19 protein-coding genes, 1 other RNA gene, 1 pseudogene and 1 riboswitch are annotated in these 19,364 nt (G+C 39.4%); of the genes and pseudogenes, 7 read left to right on the top strand and 14 right to left on the bottom strand.

All coding sequences use genetic code 11. The features are described from left to right. Positions 1–11 precede the first annotated feature (11 nt). From NST66_RS09360 to NST66_RS09345, 4 genes are all read right to left on the bottom strand, one after another. On the bottom strand, positions 12–923 hold the full coding sequence (locus NST66_RS09360) for an EamA family transporter (RefSeq protein ID WP_033578861.1): 912 nt from the start codon (positions 921–923) through the stop codon (positions 12–14). A gap of 99 nt (positions 924–1,022) precedes the next feature. Continuing rightward, positions 1,023–2,939 carry a vWA domain-containing protein gene (locus NST66_RS09355; protein ID WP_028413502.1) on the bottom strand — a complete coding sequence of 639 codons (1,917 nt, stop codon included), beginning with the start codon at positions 2,937–2,939 and terminating at the stop codon, positions 1,023–1,025. Positions 2,940–2,950: 11 nt separating this feature from the next. After that, entirely contained in the window at positions 2,951–3,841 is an 891-nt protein-coding gene (locus tag NST66_RS09350; protein WP_014460283.1) for an ATP-binding protein, read from the bottom strand. A gap of 156 nt (positions 3,842–3,997) precedes the next feature. Continuing rightward, positions 3,998–4,228, bottom strand: coding sequence for a YkvS family protein (locus tag NST66_RS09345; RefSeq protein WP_013056869.1), 231 nt, complete (start codon positions 4,226–4,228; stop codon positions 3,998–4,000). A gap of 421 nt (positions 4,229–4,649) precedes the next feature. Here NST66_RS09345 and NST66_RS09340 point away from each other — a divergent pair, with 421 nt between their 5' ends. Together NST66_RS09340 and NST66_RS09335 are read left to right on the top strand one after the other, a co-directional pair. Further along, positions 4,650–5,144 carry an RNA polymerase sigma factor gene (locus tag NST66_RS09340; RefSeq protein ID WP_013056868.1) on the top strand — a complete coding sequence of 165 codons (495 nt, stop codon included), beginning with the start codon at positions 4,650–4,652 and terminating at the stop codon, positions 5,142–5,144. Next, entirely contained in the window at positions 5,141–6,331 is a 1,191-nt protein-coding gene (locus NST66_RS09335) for an anti-sigma factor (protein WP_033578860.1), read from the top strand. Before NST66_RS09340 ends, NST66_RS09335 begins: the two co-directional genes overlap by 4 nt. A 27-nt stretch (positions 6,332–6,358) precedes the next feature. Here NST66_RS09335 and NST66_RS09330 read toward each other — a convergent pair whose 3' ends face one another. Next, positions 6,359–6,811, bottom strand: coding sequence for a helix-turn-helix transcriptional regulator (locus tag NST66_RS09330; protein ID WP_033578859.1), 453 nt, complete (start codon positions 6,809–6,811; stop codon positions 6,359–6,361). 153 nt (positions 6,812–6,964) lie between these two features. Here NST66_RS09330 and NST66_RS09325 point away from each other — a divergent pair, with 153 nt between their 5' ends. From NST66_RS09325 to NST66_RS09315, 3 genes are all read left to right on the top strand, one after another. Further along, positions 6,965–7,585, top strand: coding sequence for a hypothetical protein (locus NST66_RS09325; protein WP_034265740.1), 621 nt, complete (start codon positions 6,965–6,967; stop codon positions 7,583–7,585). Positions 7,586–7,694: 109 nt separating this feature from the next. Then, positions 7,695–7,872, top strand: a non-coding RNA gene (gene ssrS / locus NST66_RS09320) — 6S RNA. A gap of 146 nt (positions 7,873–8,018) precedes the next feature. Next, entirely contained in the window at positions 8,019–8,447 is a 429-nt protein-coding gene (locus tag NST66_RS09315; RefSeq protein WP_013082985.1) for a pyridoxamine 5'-phosphate oxidase family protein, read from the top strand. A 27-nt stretch (positions 8,448–8,474) separates the two neighbouring features. Here NST66_RS09315 and thiE read toward each other — a convergent pair whose 3' ends face one another. The 5 genes and pseudogenes from thiE to NST66_RS09290 all read right to left on the bottom strand — a co-directional run bounded on the left by thiE (position 8,475) and on the right by NST66_RS09290 (position 12,937). Beyond that, positions 8,475–9,119 carry a thiamine phosphate synthase gene (gene thiE, locus NST66_RS09310; protein ID WP_033578857.1) on the bottom strand — a complete coding sequence of 215 codons (645 nt, stop codon included), beginning with the start codon at positions 9,117–9,119 and terminating at the stop codon, positions 8,475–8,477. 13 nt (positions 9,120–9,132) lie between these two features. Beyond that, the gene (gene thiM, locus NST66_RS09305) at positions 9,133–9,939 is read right to left on the bottom strand and encodes a hydroxyethylthiazole kinase (RefSeq protein WP_033578856.1); all 807 of its coding nucleotides are present in this window, start codon (positions 9,937–9,939) and stop codon (positions 9,133–9,135) included. A 75-nt stretch (positions 9,940–10,014) separates the two neighbouring features. After that, positions 10,015–10,123, bottom strand: a riboswitch (TPP riboswitch). A gap of 175 nt (positions 10,124–10,298) precedes the next feature. Further along, positions 10,299–11,516 (bottom strand): MFS transporter, encoded by a 1,218-nt coding sequence (locus NST66_RS09300; RefSeq protein ID WP_028413509.1) that lies wholly within the window; start codon positions 11,514–11,516, stop codon positions 10,299–10,301. A 96-nt stretch (positions 11,517–11,612) separates the two neighbouring features. Then, on the bottom strand, positions 11,613–12,212 hold the full coding sequence (locus tag NST66_RS09295) for a TetR/AcrR family transcriptional regulator (RefSeq protein WP_340843283.1): 600 nt from the start codon (positions 12,210–12,212) through the stop codon (positions 11,613–11,615). Positions 12,213–12,473: 261 nt separating this feature from the next. After that, a pseudogene (locus NST66_RS09290) lies at positions 12,474–12,937 on the bottom strand (GNAT family N-acetyltransferase). A 170-nt stretch (positions 12,938–13,107) separates the two neighbouring features. Here NST66_RS09290 and NST66_RS09285 point away from each other — a divergent pair. Continuing rightward, positions 13,108–13,614 carry a hypothetical protein gene (locus tag NST66_RS09285; RefSeq protein ID WP_013082979.1) on the top strand — a complete coding sequence of 169 codons (507 nt, stop codon included), beginning with the start codon at positions 13,108–13,110 and terminating at the stop codon, positions 13,612–13,614. A gap of 97 nt (positions 13,615–13,711) precedes the next feature. Here NST66_RS09285 and NST66_RS09280 read toward each other — a convergent pair whose 3' ends face one another. Beyond that, positions 13,712–15,211: a UDP-N-acetylmuramoyl-L-alanyl-D-glutamate--2,6-diaminopimelate ligase gene (locus NST66_RS09280; RefSeq protein WP_340843282.1), complete on the bottom strand. Its 1,500-nt coding sequence runs from the start codon at positions 15,209–15,211 to the stop codon at positions 13,712–13,714. 457 nt (positions 15,212–15,668) lie between these two features. On the opposite strand from NST66_RS09280, the gene NST66_RS09275 reads away from it, so the two are divergent. Continuing rightward, positions 15,669–16,277, top strand: coding sequence for a DNA-3-methyladenine glycosylase (locus tag NST66_RS09275; protein WP_033578853.1), 609 nt, complete (start codon positions 15,669–15,671; stop codon positions 16,275–16,277). 67 nt (positions 16,278–16,344) lie between these two features. Here NST66_RS09275 and NST66_RS09270 read toward each other — a convergent pair whose 3' ends face one another. Genes NST66_RS09270 through NST66_RS09260 form a run of 3 tightly spaced genes read right to left on the bottom strand, consistent with a single transcriptional unit; the run spans position 16,345 to position 19,357 of the window. After that, a complete protein-coding gene (locus tag NST66_RS09270; RefSeq protein ID WP_028413514.1) occupies positions 16,345–17,313 on the bottom strand; it encodes a sugar phosphate isomerase/epimerase family protein in 969 nt (322 codons plus the stop codon). A gap of 1 nt (position 17,314) precedes the next feature. Continuing rightward, positions 17,315–18,319: a Gfo/Idh/MocA family protein gene (locus NST66_RS09265; RefSeq protein WP_033578852.1), complete on the bottom strand. Its 1,005-nt coding sequence runs from the start codon at positions 18,317–18,319 to the stop codon at positions 17,315–17,317. 12 nt (positions 18,320–18,331) lie between these two features. Then, positions 18,332–19,357: a Gfo/Idh/MocA family protein gene (locus tag NST66_RS09260; RefSeq protein WP_033578851.1), complete on the bottom strand. Its 1,026-nt coding sequence runs from the start codon at positions 19,355–19,357 to the stop codon at positions 18,332–18,334. Positions 19,358–19,364: the final 7 nt, after the last annotated feature.

Raw genomic sequence — 19,364 nt, 5'->3', positions numbered from 1 at the left:
GTCCTTTTTACTTATGATGTCACCTCTGGCTTTCGCTGAGAAAGCAAAAATACCGTAGCGATAATAAGAATTGTACCTAGCCACTCCGTCCACCCAAAAGTCACATGAAGCCATAGAACAGATAGCGCGGCTGCTGACAAAGGCTCTGCTGACGCAAGAACAATGGCTTCAGAAGCGCTAATGTGCTTCAAACTTTCCAAGTAGCAATAAAAGGCAATGAGCGTTCCAAAGATAATCACAAATAGCACCGCACACAGCGACAATAGCGACCACTCACCGGCTATATGCCACGGCGGATGAATAAATGAAAAACTTACGCCGCCTATTACCATTCCCCAGCCTACTACTTCAACTGAGCTCCATTTTGCAAGAAGACGTTTAGGCTGAAGCGTATAAAAAGCAGACGTCACAGCTGCTCCAATCCCCCAAAACAACCCCCATCCTGTAATAGACAGCTCGTTAAAATTTCCGCTTGTTGCAAGAAAAAATGTCCCCGTTATGACGAGCGCAACAGAAATCATTTCTACTTTCACCGGCCACTTTCTTGCTTGCACGGCTAAATAGCCAATAATAAATATTGGCGACGTATATTGAAGCACTGTAGCTGTAGCAGCGTTACCTGCTTCAATAGCTGCAAAATATGTATACTGCACGCCGAGCATACCGATTACACCAAACAAAAGCAGCGAAGTCCTCTCTTCTTTTGTTTTCCAAATTGCAAAAATATTGCGCTGCTTAGAGGCTATTGCCAAAAGCAGCAATCCAGATACTAACATACGAACGACGACCAGCCACTCTGCGTTAAAACTCTTATGCTGAAATAAATATTGAGCTACCGTGCCAGACACTCCCCACATCGTGGCACCAATGATTACAAGCAGCAGCCCCCACGCTCTTTTAGATGAAGTTTGAACTCCTTCCACTTACCATTCCTTCTCTCTTTTTCATATATATTTAACTTACCTCCCTCCGCATTAACGGTCAATAGCAAAAAAAGTCGAAGCAATATGCTTCGACTTTTTTTAAATGCTTTTATGAAGTAATTTCTTGAGTAAAGGAAATAGCACATCGGGAAGTTCTTCGATGTTTGGTACTAGAATACTATATTTCCCGTACATATTTTGAATGGTTTTCTTCTGTCCTTCATCAATTTCCCCGTTGGATAAAAAGACGTTGATGACTTCAATTCCGTGCTTGCGTGCTTCTAATACCGCTTCGTGCGTATCTACAATACCATTTTGTTCATATCCCATAGCGGCTGGTTCACCGTCTGAAAACACAAGTAAAAACTTTTGCTGCTCAGAACGCTGAAGCAAGCGACGTGTCATATGGCGAATGGCAAATCCATCACGGTTGTCTTCTTCAGGCTCAAGCTGCATAATTTCAGGACCGCTTTTACGCTTTAATGATGCTTGAAAGTCCATCACCGTCTGCAGGTAGTTAGGCTGGCTTGTTTCAGTAGCATCATTTGTATCTTCCCAAAATCCAACAATTTGATGAGGCACCATAACAGACTTTAACGCTTCATGAAATAGCGTAATCCCGAGCTTCGTTTCATCCATTTTGTCGTACATCGATGCCGAACAGTCAACTAGAAGAGAAAACACAGCATCAATTTGGGCAGAATCTTCATCTTTTTTATAAAACAAACGAGGATTATCATCCGTCCATAGTTTTAGAAGTTTTTTATTTAATCGGCCAAAGTGCAGCTCGCTTCTAGGTAGCGTTTTTTTATGTTCAAGCGTTTTTTCAATCATTTGCTTTAATTTTTTTTGATACGATGCAATGATTTTTTTATTCTCATCATACTGAACAACGTGATCGTCGCTTGGAAGTTTAGAATCTACAAACACAGCATAGGCATGCTTATTTTCTTTCCCATACTCATAATCCGCTTCCCCGTCTTTTTCCGGATGCGTTTGCTCCATGGCTTCGATTTGAGAATAATCGTTCCGGGATGTTTTTTGAGAAGATCCTTGCACCATGCCCATTGCTTGATCTCCATCGTCGCCTTCACGAACCCCATCGCCTAACATATCTGTTTTTGAACCTTGATCCATATCAAACTGCAGAAAACTTTGCGTCGCTTCGCTTGTCTCTCGATGCCACATTTCCATTTTCTCTTCGTGAATGTCTTCATCTCCGTCTTTTTCATGTTCTAAAATATCATCGTTCACTAATGAATCTTTGCGTTTTAAATCTTCAAATGTTAACCCTTCTTCTAACTGATCATACTGAAGTTCAGCCAAGAAGAAATAAGTATTAAGCATATCTTTTTCGATAATATCATCAAAAACATCTACGAGTTCAAGGCAGATGCGCGATACGTCTTTTGTTGTTTTCGCTTCATATACATTTGTTAGCTGTCTGCGAATAAAAGGCATCGCTAAGTTAATCGATTCACTCATTGAAGGAATTTCTTCAAACGGATTTTCAGCCGTTAATAGCAAGTAAATGCCGTTAAAAAGTGCATCCGTGTACACGCTTTTTGTTAAATTTGCGCTCATTTGTGTAGCAAAATATTTTCTATAGAGCTGCCTTCTGACGGCGAAGGCTTTTTTCGTTCCAGGACGTTCGCGTTTGCATACTTCTTCTAAACGAATATCTTCAAACAGCATAAACAGCTGCTTAGCTAAGCTAGGTACCGACGTTTTATTTATTTTCTTTAAATATGCATTAATTTCTTTGAAGTTTGAATGCTTATAGCTTCCAATACTTCTTAAAAATACATCACTTTTTAAGCCGTACACTTTGTCTTCTTCTGGACGGTTATCCCAAAAGTGACTGAGATAAATAATGCCGTGTACAGGATCATAATAAGATGAAACGCGATACTCTACTTCAATTTCATCATTTTTTGTTAATGTTTTCGTTAAATCTGCCAGCTCCATATAGAGAAAGGAATCTACATTTTTGTCGTTAAATTTAATAAATCGCATAGCGCCACTCCTTACTCAAATAATGTTTCAGCAATATTTTGAATGGCGGCTTTTTCCCTTTCATCTTCTAGCTTTTCAATAATACCGCGTTTAATCGCGCGAAGAGGCGGCATATAAAGAGCTAAATCACACGTATCAATAAGCGCACGAATAGACGCAGCTTCTTCTGATACATGGCCGCTTTGAACTTGAGTAATTAAATCTGCAGAGAGCGTGACAAATTTATCAATTAATTTTTCGTCTTTTAACTGAGACTGAGACATTAGAACTTGCTTTAAGCTGCTCCCTTGAATATATGGCACTTCAATGACAACAAAACGATTTTTTAACGCTTCGTTTAATGGAACAGTCCCAACATACCCTTCGTTAATAGCCGCTACTACGCCGAATGTTTGCTGACCGCGCACTACATCTCCAGTGAATGGGTTTGTAATCATTTTCCGGTAGTCAAGTACCCCGTTTAAAATAGGAAGCGTTTCAGGTTTCGCCATGTTAATTTCATCAATATATAATAAATGGCCTTTTTTCATTGCCTGAATAACAGGTCCTTCTACAAACTCGATACCTGTTTTCCCTTCTTGTTCAGAAATTGTTTTAAAGCCAAGCAGCGCTTCTGCATCTAAATCCACCGAGCAGTTAACGCTATGCATCGGCTGAGAAAATAAATGCGACAGCGTTTCAGCAAGCTTTGTTTTACCTGAACCTGTTGGCCCTTTTAAAAGTACGTTTTTCCCTAGTGATAAGGCAATAATGGCATCTTCTAAAATATCTGCTTCTTCTGCTGTATAGCCGCCTTTTCCGATTAATAGCTGATCAGCATGAGACAGATTTTCATATTTACGATTCGCTAAAAGCGAAAGAACCTCTTTTGGTAATGATAATTGTGATAATTGAATTGACATAACAAAAAATCCTTTCTTTCTACATACTTTCTATAGTTTACTAAAAAACATTCTTCTTCTCAAAGAATTGCTTTACCTATGCGTTTCTCTAAGGTTTCCGGTAGAAAAATCGCCGTCTTTAAACATATATTCAGTAAAAAAAAGTAGGTTATTCACCTACTTTTTTACGATTTTATAGTTTTTATGATTAACGACTGTTTTCATGGATTCGCCTGTTTCAGCATCTTTTCCAAAATCTACGATAACCGAATTGTCTCGCACTACCATAACAATTCCTTTAAATCCTTTATAGTCGCCTTTTTTAGGCTGAATCGTATCGCCAACTTTAGCTGCCTTGACTTTAGGTGCTTGTTCTTCTGTACCTTGTGTATTTTCTACGTCCATCATGACCCCACCTTTTCCAATTTACCGTGTTTTTTATAAGTGAAAACACAATTTAATTTACTTTTTGTTGAAAATACTTAGTTTATTTTCCCACAAACATCCATGGTTAAACACCATATGTTTGTCCATTTTCATTCTGCAAACAAACGCTGTATTTTTTATTATGTATGTAGCTGTTTTTTGTAAGAGCACATCCTTGTTCTATCATAACATTTTCTGTTTCCTTCGAACACCAATTACCCTTTAGTTTTTTAAAAAAATGACAAATTACACGGAATTATGTCGAATTTCATATGATTTTCTTTTTAGTATGATAAGCTATATATCGTATTTTAAGCATCTTTTATCTATTACATACGATTTTTGATAAAAAAACCGAAACTTTTATCCACAAATTGCGTTGATTAAATGAAAGGGGGAGAAAATGGCACAACAGCATAACTTTGAACACATTTATAAACAGCACATGCATGATTTGCTGCGCTATCTTCTCTCTCTTACTCGCAGAAAAGAATCAGCGGAAGATTTAATGCAGGAGACCTTTTACCGGGCACTTTTACACTTAGAAACGTATAAAGGCGAGGAAGTAAAGCCTTGGCTGTTCAAAATTGCTTATCACGCCTTTATTGACTGGTATCGAAAAGAAAAAAAACGCCCTACTGTCGAAATAGAAGAATGGCACTTTACTCCTCAGCCAAGTGCTGAAGAACAAGTGATGATTCAAAGTGAAATCGACGGCTGGCTTTCTGATGTATCTGCTTTGCCTCCGGCTAAGCAGAATATTGTACTGTTACGAGATTATCATGGCTTCACATATGAAGAGATTGCAGAAATGACTGGCTTTACTCTGTCAAAAGTGAAAATGGACTTGTATCGTGGTCGTCAACAATTGAAAAAAAGAAAGGAAGAGGACGGATGAGCTGTCAAGATATGAAGCATCAATGGGAAAAATATAAAAACGGCACTTTGACAGACAAAGAAGCAGAAACACTTGAACAACATACGGAAAATTGTGAAGCATGCTCAGCTCATTTAGAGCACTTGCTAACCGAAGATGAACCGTTATCGCCAACTCCATCAACTACTTCACTAAATGACGATACGATGTTGGATAATAAAAAAGTGAAAAAGTCCATTTATATGGCCAAATGGAAGCAGCGCCTTTCAAATGTGACAACTGTCATTAGCTCTGTCGTTCTGCTATGGATGATCGGCAGCTTTTTATCCATTGTATATTATCATCAATCAAAAACCGAATACATAAATAGCGTCAATCAAGCGGCTATCGAATCTGCTTTTCCGAACGTTCATATACGTGAAACCACTTCTGATACACAGTCCTTTTTCCGAATGCAGTCGCAAATGGAAGCTTATAAGCAAATTGGACGTGAAGAGCAGGCCATTGGGACGTTTACATTTCATCAGCTGTTTGATAAAACGAGCGGTGTAGAAAAAGAATTTTCCGGCGGTAAATACGACCTTAACCTTTCCTTTGTCTATCCTGATCAAAAAAAACTAAAGCTACATGCAAAAGAGTATAAGGAATGGACGAATGAAACATGGAATGCATTAGAAAACCTACCAAAAGGAACGGTAAGCGAAGTGGCTATTTCTTTTGATGATACGTATTCGCTAAAAGAAGTTCAGCAAAAAATGAACGCCATCGACAGCCGTGATTTTTCTACCTCTTGGTATGCGCTTAATACAGGGAACGAACAAAAAACAAGCACAAAAGATGAGCCCTTAATTGACTTAACATCAACATTTGGTTTTCCAGAGTTTTTAGACTTGCCTTACGAGCACAAAGGAAATCAAACGCACTCTACTAGCAAGTCGAACGTTTTAAATATGATGAAACTATTAGCCGATAATGAAGAAACAGTCCAAAAAGTTCGTCAGCTAGACCATTCCGATTTGTTGCTAAAGCAGCGATATTCTTATGTAAAGAAACATGGAGTCGGTGTGTACGGCGTTGTGATTACAGGACCTACCAAAAAGCTGCTGAAATTAAAAAATGATCCGTCTATCACCTACGCGTCACTTGGAGATGTAGAGCTATGGAATTGGTTCAACCGCCCTTCATCCGGCACGTTAATGAATCAGTAACAAGCACTTGAAAACAAGTGCTTGTTTTTATTTCTTCGTTAATTCTTCAAACCTTTCTACAGCTTCGCTTTTATCAAATGAACTAAACCATCGATAGTCTTGGTCATCTAAAATACGATAGTGCTGACTAATCATATTTTGCTGCAGACGAAAAGAACCTTCTTTTTGAATCTCTTTCCACCATACTCTTCCTCCGAGCGTTTTATCTTTTGGAGAAGATACGCCGTTATGAGCAATGATTTCTACTACTTCTAAGGGGACGTCTCCTAAAACCGATTGAAGGATTTCACTGTCACGAAACAAACCGCATACTGCAACAGTGGTCGTCCACCCTGCTTCCGTGCGCCCTTTTTCAATTTGAACCAATGTTTTTTTTGAAATACCAATAACTTCAGCCATTCTGTCTTGTGAATAGTTTCTTTCTAAACGAATTAATCGTATTTTATCCGATACGGATTTAATCACTTCTTGTTTATCCATTTTTACAGCCCTTTCTTTCTATACACGCACATGTCTTTAGTGTAATATTACACCTAATTAAAGAAGAGTTTCAAGCGTTTCCCTTCATCACAAAACGGGGAAATATACTGAAATGGTTTTTGTATACTAAAACAATTAAAAGGAGTTGAGAATATGTACATCATTGTATGGACTATGCTTGTACTATACGCCTTTCTGCTAGCTCCGGGAGCAAGCGCCGCTGATGATATGCTGTTTAAAAACCTTGTCACAGGAAATTTTCAACAGGTAGATCCGCTCGTAGTTATGGTATTCTCTTTTTTAGGACTTTTCCCAGTATTGTTCATGGTAATGATTTGTAAAAAAGATACGTACAAACTGCCTGGATGGCCATTTTCTCTCCTATCATTTGCGCTTGGAGCTTTTTCTCTTTTGTTCTATTATCATTGGAAAGGACAAAAAGTTCGAACACGTTCGCGTATTCCTTCACGTTTCATTGCCATCATTTCTTCTCGTCTATGGATTGGACTATGCTTAGCACTCACGATTGCTGGTTACGTATACGGACTATCCATAGGTTCAATAAGAGCTTATGAAGATGCTTTTATGCAGTCACAGCTTGTTAGCGTGATGACCGCTGATTTTTTTGTTTTAACGTGGCTTTCTTATTCCGTTATGACAAAAGAAAAGATAGCATCCCGGCCTTACCTTCTCTTATGTTTCATTCCAGTTGCGGGCCCTTTTTTTATTTTGTTACGGCATAACCGCCAAGATGTTAGAGAAGAAAAACTTTAAATAAAAGTCTTGCGTTCCATTCATTATTCCGTTATAATCATTTCTTGTACGATGAAAGTTGATTAATTAGAAAACATTTATATATCGGCATTTTATTTACATTTGTTATACATACCTGCGCTGTGCGTATACTCATGTTGTCTTAAACCTTTGAGTGTTAAAAGGGAGCTCAAAATTTAGCTGCAGATAGCACGCCCTTCTTGGGACGCTAAACCCGGCTATGAGGGCACCCACCTAGTAGATCTGGGTATTTAAGACACTTAGGGTTACGGCAGTGCGGGCTTATTTTTTAGTTAGCTGTAGCTAGCTTTTTTTATTTTTTTATTTATTAGTTTACATAATTATTTTATTGTTAACTTATATTTTTTTAGACATGTATGTTTTATTTATCTTCGATTGAGGAACATAAAAAGTAATAAAGGAGATGGATAAAATGAATGAACAAAAAATTGCTAAAAAAGTAAATGAAGTATTAGAAGGAAATCGTGTAGGAACATTAGCCACAGTTGTAAACAACAAACCCCACTCTCGCTATATGACATTTTTCAGCGATGAAGATGGTATCGCTCTTTACACACCAACAAATATCAATACACATAAGGCAGAAGAAATCGAAGCCAATCCGAACGTGCACGTACTATTAGGCTACAGCGGCGAAGGATATGGCGATCAATACTTAGAATTATCCGGAACAGCTGTTCTTCGTACCGGTGATCAATTAAAAGGACGTATATGGAACGATCACATGAAAGAATGGTTTGACGGTCCAAATGACCCTGAGTATGTTGTTCTGGAAATTACACCAAACGAAATTCGCTTTATGAATGAAGGCGAAGAAACTCCTCAAACCGTTCAGCTATAATAAAAAAGCGCACACTGTGCGCTTTTTTTATTTTCCTACCGCTTCTTTCAATTGAGCTGCTTTTTCTTTTGGAGACGCTGCTAAGCTAATCGCGGTAATAATAGAAACACCATCTGCACCTGCTTCTACTACTTGTTTGGCATTTTCAGGCGTGATGCCACCGATTCCTACAATTGGAAAGTCAATATTCTGGTTTCGCACTTCTTCAATTAATTTTGTACCTTGCACTGCTTTTGCGTCTTTTTTTGTAGAAGTAGGAAAAACAGGTCCCATTCCTACATAATCCGCCCCGTCTTTTATGGCTTGCTGCAGCTCTTGTACATTATGAACAGAGACGCCCACAATTCCTTTTCCTATTTTTTCTCGAACAATATGAGCTTTTTCATCTTCTTGTCCAATATGAACGCCATCCGCTTGTAAACGGATCGCTAAGTCAAGGTCATCATTCACAACAAAAGGAACGTTGTGCTGCTGACAAATTTGCTGAAGTTCCTTCGCCAGCTGATATTTCGCTTCGCCTTTTAGTGCAGCTTCACCTTTTTCACGGAATTGAAACACGGTAACGCCGCCTTCAATTGCTTCTTTCAACACTTCTTTCGGATCTTTTGTACAGTTATTGCTGCCCATTATAAAATAAACTTTCAGCAGCTTTTTAATTTCTTCGTTTGTCATTTTCCCGCTCCTTTTAACGTTGATGTACTCTTGCATATGATTCAATATCCTGTCCAGATAAAAGATGAAGCTGATTTAACAGCTCAATTTGAAAGCTCCCCGGCCCTTCTTCACCTTTTTTCGCTGCGGCGATTTCACCTGCCACTCCGTAAAAACTTAAAGCAGCAACGCTTGCCCCGACATATTCTTTTTCTACAGCCGCGAAAGCTCCTATAATTGATGTCAGCAGACATCCAGTACCCGTCACCTTCGTAAATAACGGGTGACCGTTGTCTACTGTATACGTTGTGTTTCCATCGGTGATCACATCTTGTTTCCCCGTAATAACAATCACTGTATCTAATTTGTTCGCTGCTTTCTCAGCAAGTTCAATGACGTCTCCTTGCCCTTCTAATGAATCAACGCCTTTAATGAGCCATGACTCGCCTACTACATTCGCAACTTCAGCAGCGTTACCGCGAATAACGGCAATATTTAATTCTTCTACAAGCTGACGTGCCACTTCTGTACGAAACGGTGTCGCTCCGGCTCCTACAGGATCGAAAATAACCGGCACGCCGTTTTCATTTGCTGATTTTCCTGCTATTCTCATCGCTTCTACTTCTTGAGCCGTCAGTGTACCCATATTTAAGACAAGCGCTCCGGCGATTCGAGCCATGTCAGCCACTTCTTCCTTCGCATAAGCCATAACAGGTGACGCTCCTAGGGCAAGCAGTCCATTTGCTGTAAAATTGGTTACCACAACATTCGTAATATTATGAACAAGCGGACTTGTATCTCTTACTTTTTCTAATTGAGCTGAAATTTTACTAATATCCATGTTCTCTCACTCTTTTCATTTAGTTTTAACACTGCAAAAAAAAGACAAAAAAGCACCTTGCATGCGCAAAGTGCTTTGGTATGTACTCACATTCCCTGCGCTGGCATTATCCAACAGGTTCAAATGGTCAACAGGCGCCCCTGTACTCTCAGCCTGCCCCGCGCAAGCTCCCATACTATTCTTGTTACGTTTAAAGTTTACTATTAACCTTTTTTATTTGCAACCATTTCACTGTTTTGCCCATAAAATAAAGCTTCGCTATAGGCTGAGTGGTGTTGTAAATCTTACAGCTTTACTAAAAGCATCATTAAAAGACCTCCAGTAAACTACTGGAGGTCTTCTATCCCCTAAAAATTCTATCATTTCTCTTGAATCGCTTGATTTCTCACAGCTGTTTTTCGGTCCTTTCCTGCTCTTAAAGATAAAAGAAAACAAAGCAGCAGTACAAGTGCAGCTGATACGTACGGATAATTAATGTTTATATCAAAAAGAAAGCCTGCGACAACGGGTCCAATAATATTCCCAAGACTTGTATAAGCAGAATTTAGTCCGGCTACATACCCTTGATCGTCTTGTGCCATCATCGACATTTGCGTGCTGATTGCCGGACGTAAAATATCTGTTGCTAAAAAGACGATAAATGTTACAACAATAATAAGCCAGTACGTGTGCACAAATAGCGTAAGTAAAATAAAAAGTCCCGTCATCATCAAGCAAAACGAAATCACTCTTTTTTCACCGAATTTATTTAAAATCCAGCCAAAAATCGTAACCTGCACAACAGCCCCTGCAATAGAGCCAAACGTAATAACAAACGCAATATCTTTTGGCGTAAAGCTAAATTTATGATCAACAAATAGTGAAAAGATCGTTTCATAATTGGATAATCCAAACGATGTCACAAAAACGATAATTAAACTTAAAAAATAAGGTTCTTTGTAGGAATTCATAAGCTGCAGTAGCAGCCGATCTTCTTTTGGATTCTCATTGTTTGAAACAGCATGACCTTGTACAGGACGAGACTCCGGCAAAACAAAAAGCGTAATCACTGCAGCCAAGCCTCCTGCTACTGCGGCCATGTAAAATGGCACGCGCATGCCGTATTCAGCTAAAAAGCCTCCAATACCGGGCCCGATAATAAATCCTGTTGTAATCGCTGCCGTCACATAGCCCATTCCTTTAGCGCGTTCTTTAGCAGACGTCACGTCCGCTGTATAGGCCATAACAGCAGGCATAATAAGCGCGGCTCCGACCCCACCTAGCATTCTGGACACAAATAATAAAAGAGGTGTACTCACTGAACCAAAGAACCATTCAGACAGGGCAAAAACAATCATTCCCGCTACAATAATTTTCTTTCTCCCTAACGAATCGGATAATCGCCCCGCTAAAGGCGAAAACAGAAATTGAGTTAGTGAAAACACCGCTACTAAAAGCCCCATCACGCTGCCGTTGATATGAAGCTCCGTCATATAGGTTGGCATAATTGGAATAACGAGACCGATTCCCGTAAAGATAATAAAAATATTTAGCATGAGCAGCAAAATCGCCGCTCGATTTCTTAACAATAATGACATATAAACCTCCTGATTACAAAAATACTGAACGTTCGGTCTATAAAAATACAAAATAATGAGGGATTACTCATTGCCGCAATAAGCATCCCCGCTTATTTAAGAAGACCTTGCTATAATTCCGTTTAAAAATACATCGATTGCTGAATGGTAAAGCTGCAGGGCATTTTCCGTACTCGTTTTTCGAGACATGCGGCTCATTCCAACAAACAACCCTTCTAAAATTACTGCAAGTTGCTCTGCATTTTTATGAGAAAACTCGCTTTCATCGATGCCCTGTTGCAAAAGTTCCCGGTTAAACTCCACGTGTCGTTTCACCATCTCATCAATTCGCTCTTCGATGTCGCTGCCCTTCTCCTCGTTGTTAAAAAACTCATCCGCAGCTTTCGTAAGAGGATGATTCAAATCATCTAAAATGATTTGCTCCGCTATTCCAAAAAGCTTATCTCTTGTTGTTTTGTAAAGAGACTCTCTTTCTTTCCAGTTTCGTTCCCACTCAAGATCCCATTCGTCTATTAAATAAAGAAAAAGCCCTTCTTTACTTTTAAAGTGATAATAAATATTCCCTTTACTGCTTCCCGTAGCTTCTACAATTTCCTCAATAGATGTAGCTTTATAGCCTTTTTGAGAAAATAATGCTTTAGCGGCATCTGCCACTTTTCTTTTGGTTTGTTCACTTTGAAGCTTTTTTTTATTCAAGCTATTTCCACCGCCCCGTACATTTATTATTTATACTGAACATTCGTTTTGTATTATCTGACACCTATACTACATAGGAAAAACCTTTTTGTCTAGTGAGAAAACCTAGTTTATACCTTTTTATATGAATCATGACCAAAACAAAGCCTCCTAAAAAGGCTTTGCCTAAAAAGCTTACTTGCTAACAGGATAAATGACAGCTGCTTGCCCGCACAGTTTGCATACAAATAAACAAATCATCTGCGCCTTCTTTCCTGTCTTTTACTCATTCAATTTCTTTGTCATAAACACACTGTATGGATCTTCTTTGTAGGTAGAAAACGGTTCGCACTCGTAAAATCCAAAACTGGCGTATAGCTTTCTAGCCGGTTCAAAAGCGGGTGCGGATCCTGTTTCTAAGCTTAAGCGTCGGTACCCTCGTTTTTGCGCTTCATTTATTATGTACTGCAGCAGCTCTCTAGCAATTCCTTTCCGCAAATGAGCGGTAGCTGTTCGCATCGATTTAATTTCTCCGTGGTGCTCATCTAACTCTTTTACAGCTCCGCACCCTGCTAGCTGACTTCCTTCCCACACGCTCCAAAACGTAATATGACGTTGTTTTAAACTTTCAATATCTAGAGCATGAATACTTTCAGGGGGGAATGTAAGTTCATTCCTTGAAGGTGAGAACTTACTAGCTCAATAACTTCATTGTTCGTTAAGTGGTCTCTTTTTATTTTAATCATCTTCTCTTCCTTCCTGCTACTAAAGGGTGGTCAATTACAAACCAACTTATGAATACATTCACTGTCGACCTTTAAAAATCCTTTTATACACTCCCTTCTTTTTCTCCAGTTATTAAAACAGACTTTGCCAAGCAGATGTTTCATACATTGTTAAACGGAGGTGAAATTCGTTGAAGAAAGTTTTATTTTGTCTTGTCCCTCTTTTGTTTTTATTATCCGCCTGCTTTAGTGATCCTGTTCAAGATGATTTAATCGATTATAACAATCAAGATTTAAAGAAAGCCGCTCAGCTTGAAAAAGAGGCGATTGACGCATACGATTCCGTTACAGGCGCTAACTACACAAGTGACGCTGTTATGTACGATACGATGACGAGTGAAGTCATTCCTACCTATCGTAAATTTGTTGACGAACTGGAAAACATCGATGTAGAAACCGACGATCTTCGAAAGGTTCATGAAGGCTATATAAAGGCTGCCAATACCCAGTATAATGCTTTTATTAAAATTGTCAGTGCTTTGGAAAAGCAGGACCGCAACCTTATTGCTGAGGCAAACGCTATGCTTGATGAAGCACGAAAAGGTATACGCGATTACAATGCAGCTATTAAAAAGCTGGCTAAAGAACATGATGTAAAAATTGAAGAACCAAAAACACAGCGCGAAAACAGCCTATAGTTCCCATGCAAAAAGAAGGTCTCTAAAAACAGTAAGAGACCTTCTTTCGTATGATGTTTCAATTTCTCCACGTTCGTTCAATAAATGAAAAAGAATATCAGGAAATATTGCTTAACGATGCATAATAAGAGGCAATAATGTCTTCATCTGAATGCGGAATTTCGTTTCCTTTTACAAGCTGAGCGCCGTTAATACAGCCGCTTGTAAGTAAAATAATATCATTCGCCTTTCCTAAAGAAAGCGACTTTAATACTCCTTCTGTTCGAGTAGGGGCGCGGTGAATATTGCTTGCGCTCGGATTCGAAAAACCTGTCATCACTTGATCTACAATTACGTTAGGATCATGATAACCTGGGTGATCAACCGTTACGATAATTTCATCAGCTTTTCCTTCAATGGTACGCGCCATTTTAGGCATTTTATTAAAATCTCGAATGCCGATCCCTGCAATCATGACAATCAGCTGGTTATACTCCATCTTTTTTACTTCTTCTACCAAACGCGTAAGGGCAACAGGCGTATGGGCATAGTCTAAAATCACTTTTTGGTTATTAGGACCTTCTATCACCTGAAATCGCCCTTCTGGACTTTCCAATTGAGGAAGCACGCTAATAATATCTTCAATGTGGTATTCAAAGTGAAGAGCTGTACCAATGGCCGCTAGCACGTTAGCAATGTTGTAATCACCATATACAGGCACTGCTACTTTGTATGACTGTCCTTTATAAAGTAAATCAAAGAAAGAGCCTCCTTCTTTGACGGTGATGTTTGTTGCTTGCAGAGTTGCCTCTTTGTTATTTAATAAACTATACGTGACTTTAGGTCCTTCAAATACCCTGCTTAAGTCTTTGCCCATGTCCCGATCATCTATATTAATAACGGCATGTTTGGCCTGTTGAAATAATTTCATCTTGCATTTTTTATAGTGCTCAAACGTTTTATGATACTCTAAATGTTCTTCCGATAAGTTTGTATGAATGGCTACATCAAAATAAATATTTTCTACTCGTTGCTGATCAATCGCAATCGAAGATACTTCCATCACTGCCGCTTCATCACCTCTTGTATACAAATCATAAAAAATTTTATGCAAGTCTACCGACTCAGGTGTTGTAGGCGTACTTTTTTTATAAACTAACTTCTGCTTTGATGACCAAATGCCGGTCGTTCCAATCGATCCTGTTGGCAATTTTAAAAGAGTTAAAAGCGACCTTACGTAAGCTGCTACGGTTGTTTTGCCATTTGTACCTGTAACGCCAATTGTCTCAATTTTTTCATCCGTATAATCAAAATACATTTTAGAAAAAGACGCCATTACTTTGCGAACGTCGTCAACAGCTAAAAACGTACAGTGAGAATACTGAGTGCTCAAAAGACGAAGCTCCTCGATGCTTGTCCCAAAGACTGCTACGGCTCCTCTAGCTATAGCTTCTTTAATATATTGATGTCCATCTTCATTTTCACCTTTTATACTAAAAAATACGGATCCGTCGTGAACTTGTTTTGAATGATATGTGAGATGGGTGATTGTTTGAGATGCAGGCCCAAAAATATGTTTAATTGATAAATTCGTTAATGTATCAAAGTGGATGTTCATAGCTATTCCTCACAGTGTATAAATTTTATTTTTAATATGTTCTAAAATCCCTTAAATACTCTTTGAAGGATATTTTTTCTTTATCTCCATTTATAAAGAGCTTTCTACCATTCAATCTTTTTATTTTGCTTTCATGTGTAGAACGAAAATAAAGAAAAGACGGATCACTATTTTTAAAAACTAAAAGCATGTAAAATATGGATGAACTGTGTATATCATACCAGCAGCAAAAGCGAAGTATTGTAGTAAAATATTCCCCCTACACGTGCAAAACGAAACCCTTCTTTAAAATAATTTCATAGAGTAAGTTGAATCATGATAAATACTTGAACGTGGGTAAGAAAGACTACTGTATGAATCAGTCCCTCCCTTTGCAAAATAACAAAGAAAACATCATAATAAAAGATGCGCAATAACAGCGTGAATGACTTTGCTTTGAAAGGATGGACTACAGCAAATGACGCGTTCTCTTTTAGCAATTGAACCACTTCCTCTTTCGTTTTATCAACAGCCTACGCTTGAACTAGCTCAGTCGCTGTTAGGATGTCTTCTTGTTCACGAAACGGCAGAAGGAGCTGCATCTGGTTTTATTGTAGAAACAGAGGCTTATAAAGGGCCTTTCGATCGAGCAGCTCATAGCTTTAATAACCGGCGCACAAAAAGAACAGAGGTAATGTTCGGTCCTCCTGGTCATGCCTATACGCATACAATGCATACACATTGTTTACTCAATGTTGTAAGCAGCGACATCGATTGTCCAGAAGGCGTCCTCATTCGAGCTATTGAGCCATTTAGCGGAAAAGATTTGATGAAAACTAGACGTCGAGGGATGGAAAATGAAATAAATTGGACAAACGGTCCTGGGAAACTAACAAAAGCACTAGAGGTTTCAATGGATTTGTACGGTCATGATTTAACCACCCCTCCTCTTTATATTGCTCGTGGCTTCACTCCTTCAGCGATTTCCGCCGGACCTCGCGTTGGCATTGATAATTCTGGTGAAGCGAAGGATTACCCTTGGCGCTTTTGGGTTACCAATCACCCGTTTGTATCGAAATTCAGGTGAACAAAAGGCAAATAATTTATCATCGAAAATAAAAGAAGCACCTCTTTTTAGAGATGCTTCTTTTTGCTTACGCCCACCACATTTGTGACGGAGTTTCTTCAATTAATACACTTTGTAAGTTTGTAACCGCGCGTTTAAATCCTTCTTCAATCGACATGATTGGATCTTCATGCTCAATGCTGACTACATAATCGTATCCGTATGTGCGAAGGGCACTCATCATATCAGACCACTCTTTTACATCATGTCCGCATCCTACGGATCTAAACGTCCATGCACGCGTTTGGACTTCTCCGTATGGCTGCATATCCGTCAGTCCATACATGTTAATATTATCCTGGTCCAAGTACGTATCCTTTGCATGGAAATGATGAATCGCATTTTCTTTTGCTAAAATTTTAATAGCTCCTACCGGATCAATTCCTTGCCACCATAAATGACTTGGATCAAGGTTAGCGCCAATCGCTGGACTTGTTTTTTCGCGAAGCTTTAGGAGCGTATACGGAGTATGAACTAAAAATCCACCGTGAAGTTCTAAACCAATTTTTACGTTATGCTCCTCCGCTAGTTCTCCAATTTCTTTCCAATAAGGAACAAGCTTATTTTCCCACTGCCAATTCAATACGTCTCCATACTCGTTAGGCCAAGGAGTAACAGGCCAGTTTGGGTACTTCGCTTCTTCGTGATCTCCTGCTGTTCCAGAAAAGCAGTTAACCACTGGAACATCTACTAATGATGCTAGTTGGATGGTCTTGCGAAGCGTTTCGTCAGATTCTTTTGCAAAACTTGCCTCAGGTGAAATAGGATTGCCGTGGCAGCTAAATGCGCTGATTGTAAGTCCGCGGTCTTTTATTTGCTTCATATATGCTTCTCTTTTTCCCTCATCTTCAAGCAGCTCATCTAGCGGACAATGGCTGTTTCCCGGATAGCCTCCCGTTCCGATTTCAACAGCATGAAGACCTGCTGATTTTACTTTATCTAACATCTCTTCAAAAGAAAGATCCGCAAATAAGACCGTGAATACTCCAAGTTTCATTTTAATTTCCCCCTGTGCGATATATTTCATCAATAATAGCTGAGACTTGAAGCGCTTCTTGTGGCTTTACTACTAATTCAGCATTTCCTTTACACGCTTCAACGAAATTTTTAGCCTGACTTAAGCTGTAATCATCTTCTCCATCTATCCAAGGTGACGTACTGTTCATGAGCATACCGTTTTTGGACGTGTATAGTTCAAACGGAAACACGCTTAAACCGCCCTCTACCCCTGATATGCTTACGTGCTCTTCATCATCTTCGATATTAGCAGCCCAAGAAGTTTCTAAAAGAAGCGACGCTCCATTTTCAAATTTAATATAGGCCGTTACATGATCATCCACACCGAATGTTTCATGATCAAATGCTCCCCATTGATTTAATTGGTTAGGCGTTTTACTCAGGTCATTATATGTACTTCCCAGTACTTCAGTATGCTTTGGGTTTCCCATTAGCCAAAGCGTTAAATCAAGCAAATGGCAGCCGTAATCAATTAAGCTGCCTCCTCCTTGAAGATCTTTGTTCGTAAATACGCCCCAACCGGGAACCTTTCGGCGACGCATTGCTCTGACACGTGCAACTAATGGACGCCCTACCTCTGTCATCATTTTTTTCGCAGCCTGCGCTTCTTTCATGAATCGGTAGTGATACGCAATCGCTAACTGCTTACCTGATTCTCTAGCAGCAGCAAGCATTTCTTCACCTTGCTCTTTAGACATCGCCATCGGCTTTTCACATAGAACGTGAACGCCTGCTTTTAGCGCTTCTACTGCAAACTCGGCGTGAAATTTATTCGGTGTACAAATACATACAGCATCCACTTCTTTAAACATATCTTTGTAATCAACAAATACGTGAGGGATATTATGTTCATTGGCTACTTCTGTGGCTCTTTCACTATTAATATCGCTAAGCCCCCAAATCACACATTCATCACCCAGTTGTTTGAATGCTGGGATATGCCTGCTTACAGCAATCCCTCCTGCTCCGATTATGCCAATTCTCACGTTTTTCACCTCTTACACGCGCGTAATTTGTTTCGTTTGACTTGATTTTAAAGCTGCTAAAATAACAGCAAGTGATTTTAATCCTTCTTCACCAGGAACCGGAGATTCTTTATCTTCTGCAACTGCATCTACAAATTGTTCAATGACGTGAGAATTACTTTGTCCGCCTTCATCGTTCGACTGGATTTTTCCTAATTCATAGTTCACCACTTCACCCGTTGCATATTGTGCAACTAATGAATACGTCGGATCGTCCTCTAAACGAAGAATCCCTTTCTCGCCGTAAACAATCGTGGAGTTATCTTCTTTTCCATTGTAAGCCCAGCTTGCCGCAAGCGTCCCGATAATCCCGCTTTCCGTTTTTAATACGCACACAGCATTGTCGTCTACATTTGCAAAGTCTTTTGCATTGCTTTCCACGAATGCACCGACTTCTACAATTTCTTCATTTAATATGTAGCGGAGCATATCGGTTTTATGAACGCCTAAATCCCCCATAGCACCAATAAACGCTTCGTCTTTTTTGAAGAACCAGCTTTCTTTTCCGTCCACGCTCCAGCCTTCAGGACCACCGTGGCCAAAAGCCGTACGGAAACTATAAATTTTACCGATTTCCCCTTTTTCAATAAGTTCACGAGCTTTTTGATGAGAAGCTACAAAGCGCTGATTATGTCCGATCATTAGTTTTTTACCGTTTGTTTTTGCTGCTTCAATCATCGCTTTCGCTTCTTCTTCTGATGTTGCCATCGGCTTTTCACACAGAACATGAACTCCGCTGTTTAACGCTGCAACCGAAATAGGCGCATGAAGATAATTGGGCGTACATACGCTCACTGCTTCCACTGTACCGCTTGCTAAAAGTTCTTCATAGTTTGTGTACGCTTTTACACCGTACTGCTGTGCTACGCTGTTTGCACGTTCTGTGTTTATATCGCAAACGGCTACTAATTCTACTTGTTCATTCATCTTATATTCTGGTAAGTGACGGTGTTGCGCAATGCTTCCGCACCCAATAACGCCAATTTTTACTTTTGCCATCTTTCCT

Origin of the sequence: Priestia sp. FSL W8-0524 (assembly GCF_038005965.1) — a bacterium.
GTDB classification, from domain to species: Bacteria; Bacillota; Bacilli; order Bacillales; family Bacillaceae_H; genus Priestia; species Priestia zanthoxyli.
This window is presented reverse-complemented; position numbering and strand designations above follow the sequence as displayed.